The 2,645-nt window shown below is 62.0% G+C and carries 3 protein-coding genes; 1 reads left to right on the forward strand and 2 read right to left on the reverse strand.

Annotated elements, in window-relative coordinates; translation table 11 throughout:
• Positions 1-13 precede the first annotated feature (13 nt).
• Positions 14-256: a PP0621 family protein gene (locus AC1D1X_RS20450; RefSeq protein WP_477668365.1), complete on the reverse strand. Its 243-nt coding sequence runs from the start codon at positions 254-256 to the stop codon at positions 14-16.
• The gene (locus tag AC1D1X_RS20455) at positions 253-1,053 is read right to left on the reverse strand and encodes a cytochrome C assembly family protein (RefSeq protein ID WP_477668364.1); all 801 of its coding nucleotides are present in this window, start codon (positions 1,051-1,053) and stop codon (positions 253-255) included. The genes AC1D1X_RS20450 and AC1D1X_RS20455 overlap by 4 nt, the downstream gene beginning before the upstream one ends.
• 102 nt (positions 1,054-1,155) lie before the next feature.
• Between AC1D1X_RS20455 and ffh the strand changes: the two genes are divergently transcribed.
• Positions 1,156-2,514: a signal recognition particle protein gene (gene ffh / locus AC1D1X_RS20460; RefSeq protein ID WP_477668363.1), complete on the forward strand. Its 1,359-nt coding sequence runs from the start codon at positions 1,156-1,158 to the stop codon at positions 2,512-2,514.
• Positions 2,515-2,645 lie beyond the last annotated feature (131 nt).

The raw sequence follows: 2,645 nt of genomic DNA on the forward strand, positions 1-2,645 counted from the left end.
GTGTTAGCAGGCCCTAGTCTCCTGCCTGGCGGCGATGCGCGTCACTGCAATAAATCCCCTTGCCGCCTGTCAGGGCGTCGGACTTCGGCAAATGCACGTGGCAGACATCGCATGCGATCATCTCCGCAACGGCCGTTTCGCGGCCCGGTGCCTGGCGGGGGCGGGCAGCCGCCGCATCGTTTCTTTCCGCATCGCGGTTGTGGCGCCAGAGCCAGAAAACCACCAGCACGAATCCCATGACCAGAAGGTATTTCATGCCCGCCTCAGAATGACTTCAAGTACAAAGCGCGAACCGGCGTAGCCCAGCAGCAGCAGGCCGGAGCCCAGGTACAGCACACGGACGGCCTTGCGGCCACGCCATCCGAGGCGCGCCCGGCCGATCAGCAGGCCGGCAAACGTCAGCCAGGCCAGGACCGAAAACACGGTTTTATGGTTCCATTTCCAGGCCAGGCCGGGCCCGTAGAGTGTTTCGGCGAACAGCCAGCCTACAAATAGCGTGGCCGACAGCAATACAAAGCCGGCCTCCACGAAGCGGAAGGTGAGCCGCTCCAGCGTCAACAGCGGCACGCCCGCATCGGTTTGTGCGGCCAGCCGGATGGAGCGCTCGGAGCGCGTCATCAGCCAGCCGTGCACCACTGCGGCGGCAAACAGCCCATAAGACGCGATGCCCAGGGCCCAGTGCAACGGCAGCCAGGGGGACGCGATGGCGTGATAGGTGGTACCGGGGAAAATGACCGTCAGGATGACAGCTGCGCTGCCCAGCCCTGCCAACGCCCAGTGGGCCTGGAGTTGTGGAAACAGGCGGCTTTCGATGGCGTAAACGGTCAGCACCAGCCAGACCGTCATGGACAGCGCCGGTGCAAAGCCGAAACGCGGGGGCTCGCCCAGCAGGCCATCGGCCAGCGCCAGCGCGTGCAGCAGCCAGGCCGCCAGCAGCAGGCCGCGGATGGCGGCGGGGCCGAGGCGCGGGGAGGCTAGAGCCAATGCAGCGTAGGCGACGGCAGCACCGGCTGCCGCTGCAAGACCCCACCAGTCGCTCAAAGCTAAAATCATGGCTAGAGTTTAGCCTTTACTGCCTCTTTTCCCCCTTTCTGGCAGCCTTCCGCTGCAGCCTTTCTTTTCCACCTAACTGCGCCGCGTTCGTGGCGCCTTCCCATGGCCTCAGCTCTTACCGACAAGTTATCCCGTCTCGTCAAGGAAATGCGAGGCCAGGCCCGCATCACCGAATCCAACGTGCAGGACATGTTGCGCGAGGTACGCATGGCCTTGCTCGAGGCCGACGTTGCGCTGCCGGTGGTGCGCGACTTCATTGCCCGGGTCAAGGAAAAAGCGCTGGGCCAGGAAGTGATGGGTTCTCTCTCGCCGGGCCAGGCGCTGGTGGGTATTGTCAACAAGGAACTCGCCGCTACCATGGGCGAGGGGGTGAGCGATATCAACCTGGCAGCCCAGCCGCCGGCGGTCATCCTGATGGCCGGCCTGCAGGGCGCGGGTAAAACCACCACTACCGCCAAGCTGGCCAAGCACCTGATCGAAAAGCGCAAGAAAAAGGTGCTGACCGTTTCAGGCGACGTCTATCGCCCTGCCGCCATTGAACAGCTCAAGACGGTCACCAAACAGGCCGGCGCCGAATGGTTTCCCAGCACGCCTGACCAGAAGCCGGCCGACATCGCGCGAGCCGCCATTGACTACGCCCGCAAGCATTTCTTTGACGTGTTGCTGGTCGACACGGCTGGCCGCCTGGCCATCGATGAGGCCCTGATGGCCGAAATCAAGGAGTTGCATGCGATCCTGAACCCGGTTGAAACGCTTTTCGTGGTCGATGCGATGCAGGGCCAGGATGCGGTCAACACTGCCAAGGCCTTCAAGGAAGCCTTGCCGCTCACCGGCATCATCCTGACCAAGACCGACGGCGATTCACGCGGCGGTGCGGCGCTCAGCGTGCGCCAGATCACCGGCGCCCCCATCAAATTCTCCGGTACCAGCGAGAAAATCGACGGCCTGGAGGTGTTCGACGCCGAGCGACACGCCGGCCGCATCCTTGGCATGGGTGACATTCTTGCGCTGGTCGAGCAGGTGGCCGCCGGGGTGGACATGGCCTCTGCCCAGAAGCTCGCCGCCAAGATCAAGTCCGGCGACGGCTTTGACCTCAACGACTTCCTCAGCCAGTTGCAGCAAATGAAGAACATGGGCGGGCTCTCAAGCCTTCTGGAAAAGCTGCCCGCGCAAATGGCGGCCAAGGCCGGCCAGGTCGATATGGACAAAGCCGAGAAAGACATCAAGCGCAAGGAAGGCATCATCCAGAGCATGACGCCGCTGGAGCGCCGCAAGCCCGAACTCATCAAGGCCACCCGCAAGCGCCGCATTGCTGCCGGTTCCGGCGTGCATGTTCAGGAAGTCAACCGCCTGCTCAATGAGTTCGAGCAGATGCAGGGCATGATGAGAAAGATGAAGGGCAGCGGGATGATGAAAATGATGAAACGCATGGGCGGCATGAAAGGCATGCCCAAGTTTTGATCAATTCGCTGTTTAAGGGAAAAATGGCTGCAGCCCAATAAAGACGGGCGCAACCAGCTCCTGAATTAATAGCGTTTACCTGTCATGAAAAAAGCCGCTTCAAGCGGCTTTTTTCATGGGTTGCCCTGAAG

This window comes from Polaromonas sp. P1_G4 (genome assembly GCF_056405475.1).

Excerpts from the sequence above, each read along its gene's own strand:
- AC1D1X_RS20450 (WP_477668365.1), bottom strand. The coding sequence starts at position 256 with ATGAAATACCTTCTGGTCATGGGATTCGTGCTGGTGGTTTTCTGGCTC.
- AC1D1X_RS20455 (WP_477668364.1), bottom strand. The coding sequence starts at position 1,053 with ATGATTTTAGCTTTGAGCGACTGGTGGGGTCTTGCAGCGGCAGCCGGT.
- ffh (WP_477668363.1), top strand. The coding sequence starts at position 1,156 with ATGGCCTCAGCTCTTACCGACAAGTTATCCCGTCTCGTCAAGGAAATG.